The 3289-nt window shown below is 61.2% G+C and carries 3 protein-coding genes; all 3 read left to right on the forward strand.

From position 1 onward, the window contains the following. Positions 1-341: FIST C-terminal domain-containing protein (locus QZ307_RS10945; protein WP_295999753.1), on the forward strand; the 341-nt coding region annotated here is incomplete at its 5' end. A 27-nt stretch (positions 342-368) separates the two neighbouring features. Then, positions 369-1802, forward strand: coding sequence for an aldehyde dehydrogenase family protein (locus tag QZ307_RS10950; protein WP_295999755.1), 1434 nt, complete (start codon positions 369-371; stop codon positions 1800-1802). Between the two features lie 255 nt (positions 1803-2057). Beyond that, positions 2058-2963: an acetamidase/formamidase family protein gene (locus QZ307_RS10955; RefSeq protein WP_295999757.1), complete on the forward strand. Its 906-nt coding sequence runs from the start codon at positions 2058-2060 to the stop codon at positions 2961-2963. The last annotated feature ends 326 nt before the right edge of the window (positions 2964-3289 follow it).

Here is a 3289-nt window from a genome sequence, read left to right on the forward strand (position 1 = left end):
ACGACGACTTCTCCATCAACGTGGGCAACAACCTGGCCGAGAAGACCTGCGTCATCCGCATGGAGGCCACGGTGGACGAGCTTATCCAGTCTGTGCCCGACACTCTGCGCGAGCTGATCGATCGCATGCCCGGTGAGCCGGCGGCTTTCCATCTGGTGCACTGCGGCGGTCGTCGCGCTGGCATCGATGCCCGTATCGGCGAAGTAGCCGACGCGGTGGCCGAGGTGTGCGGCGACACCCCGTACCTCATGGAGTTCACCTTCGGCGAGTACGGCTTCGAGAGCGACAACAACAATACCTGTGGTGGTTTGATGCTGTCCTTCACCGGCTTCTCCAAGTAAAAAGAGCACAGTAAGGAGTATTTGCTTATGAAGATGTTTATTGATGGCAAGGCGGTTGATTCTTCGGACGGCGCTACCATTGACGTTACTAATCCGGCCACGGGCGAACTGGTGGACACCGTCCCTGCCGCCACGGCCGAGGATGTGGCCCGCGCTGTGCAGTGCGCCAAGGCCGCCCAGATAGAGTGGAACAAGGTGCCGGTGTGGAAGCGCGCTGAGTACATGATGGCCTTCCTGGACCTGGTGGAGCGCGACAAGGAGAAGCTGGCCCGCACCCTGTCCGAGGAAACCGGCAAACCCATCACCGAGGCCCGCGCCGAGATCGGCAACATCCCCATCGCGTTCAAGGCCTTCTCTGAGCGTGCGAAGCACCTCTACGACGAGGTCATTCCCGCGGGCATCGAGCAGGGTCAGGATACCACCCTGCTTATCACGCGCCGTGAGCCCCTGGGCGTGGTGGCCGCCGTCATCCCGTTCAACTTCCCCTGCGATTTGTTCGACCAGAAAGTGGCTCCGGCTCTGCTGTCGGGCAACGCCGTCATTGTGAAGCCCTCCACGGACAACCCGCTGACGCTGTGCATGCTGACGGCCCTGCTGGGCGAGGCCGGCGTGACGCCGGGCGCTGCCCAAATTGTCACCGGTCGCGGCTCGGTGGTGGGCCACGAGCTGACCAGCAACCCCGACGTGGACCTGGTCACGCTGACCGGCTCCACCGAGGTGGGCATCGAGACCGCCGAGGTGTGCGCGAAGACCCTCACCCACACGGCGCTCGAGCTGGGCGGCAACGACGCCTTCATCGTCATGGACGACGCTGACCTAGACCTGGCCGCCGACGAGGTGCTGTGGGGCCGCATGTACAACACCGGTCAGGTGTGCTGCGCCTCCAAGCGCTTCCTCGTGCAGGAGTCGGTGGCTGACGAGTTCGCGCAGAAGGTAGTCGACCGCGTGAGCAAGATCAAGACCGGCATGCCCTCCGAGGATTCCACCGAGCTGGGCTGCCTCATCTCCGAGAAGGCCGCGAAGAAGGTTGAGGAGCAGATCCAGCTGACCGTGCAGCAGGGCGGCAAGATTGTCCTGGGCGGCGGCCGCGACGGCGCCTTCATTGAGCCGACGGTGATCGTGGATGTGCCGAAGACGGCGGATGTGGCCATCGACATGGAGATCTTCGGTCCCGTGGTGCCCATCATCAAGTTCAAGGACGAGGACGAGGCCATCGAGATTGCCAACGCTTCCATGTTCGGCCTTTCCGGCTGCATCTTCTCCCGCGACCAGAAGCTGTGCGCTCGCGTGGCTACGCAGCTGGAGTGCGGCGGCGTGGTTATCAACGGCGCCAGCTTCTACCGTTCCTTCGAGCAGCCCTTCGGAGGCTATAAGTACTCCGGCATCGGCACTGAGGGCGTTATGAGCACCTTCGACGAGATGACGCACACCAAGTCCATCATCCTGAAGAACATCCTGTAGCGCACAACGCGCCGCAGGAATCTTACGGACAAGACGGGGCCCTTTTGGGGTCCCGTCTTGCGTTTTCGGTCTTTTCGCAGAGGGCCGTCACGGAAGGGGAGAGCATGCGCTCTCCTCTTCTGCGCTCAGCACCGAGCGTCTTTAGACAAGGAGGCGAAGATTGCCGTTAAAACGCCCTTCCCCAAAAAGCCAAGTGTTCGTATCATGTTTTCATTAGCTTAGCGTGCAATCCGCATCACGGGGGAAGGAGCTTCCATGCAAATCATCGAGGAGAAGGTCTACGCGTTCTCGAAGGATAATCCTCCGTGCGCCACGGCGCAGCCGGGCGAGGTGCTGATGTTCCGATCGCTTGACTGCTTCTCGGGCCGCTTGACGGACGAGTCGGTCACCATGAAGGACATGGACTTCTCTTACAACATCACCAACCCCGCCGCCGGTCCCGTGTATGTGGAAGGCGCCGAAGTGGGAGACGTGCTGGTAGTGGACATCTATGACATTCAAGTGGCCGACGAGGGCACCATCGCCACCGACGATCACTGCGGCCCCCTGTACGAGGGCACGCCCTATCGCACGAAGAAGATTCCCATTGTGGACGGCATGGCGCACTTCAACGACATTCGCTTTCCCATTAACCCCATGATCGGTGTTATCGGCACGGCGCCGGCCGAGGGGGCTCCCGCCGACGGCTTCGTGGGCAATTACGGCGGCAACATGGACAACAAGCTCATCACCAAGGGCACGCGTCTGTACTTCCCCGTGCGGGTACCAGGGGCGCTGCTGCAGATGGGCGACGTCCACGCCACCATGGGCGACGGCGAACTGTGCGGCACCGGCATCGAAATTGCGGCGGACATCACCGTGCGCGTCAGCCTCATCAAAAACTTCGAGCTTCATTGGCCCGTGCTGGAAACCTTCGGTCCGGCAGGGAAGTGGTACGTGAACGCCAGCGCCCAGGAATACAACGAGGCCCTCGTGTGCGCCGCGAAGGAACTGCAGCGCCTGCTCATGCGCGTGACGGGCTGGGACGCCACGGATACCTACATGTACATGTCCGTGCAATCCGACGTGGAAATAAGCCAGGGATGCAAGCCGTGCGAAGTGCAGCTCTCGCTGCGCATCGGCACGCCGAAACTGCCTGAATTTGCCCCTCTAGTGGGATAAAGAGTTGCCTGTGTAATGAGGATAAATACAGGCAGCGCATAATGGGCTCGCCTATCGGTGCTGCGCGACGCTGCGATGAGTGGAGACGTCGCAACTTCGCGTAACAGCGATATCTCGAGAACGGTCAGGGGAAGACCGAAGCATCGATTTAAGGAGAGGGCGATTTTCGCCCTATCGATGGAGGAAGGAGACGGTATGTCGAAACCCACTCAATCGTCGAGCCTTTCGGCGGACAGCAAGTCCCTCGAGAAGTTCGGCTACAAGCAGGAGCTGCGCCGCGGCTTGGGCTTGTGGGACGTCGTGCTCTACGGCGTTCTGTTCATGGT

The organism is uncultured Adlercreutzia sp. (assembly GCA_910585575.1).
Taxonomy (GTDB): Bacteria; Actinomycetota; Coriobacteriia; order Coriobacteriales; family Eggerthellaceae; genus Adlercreutzia.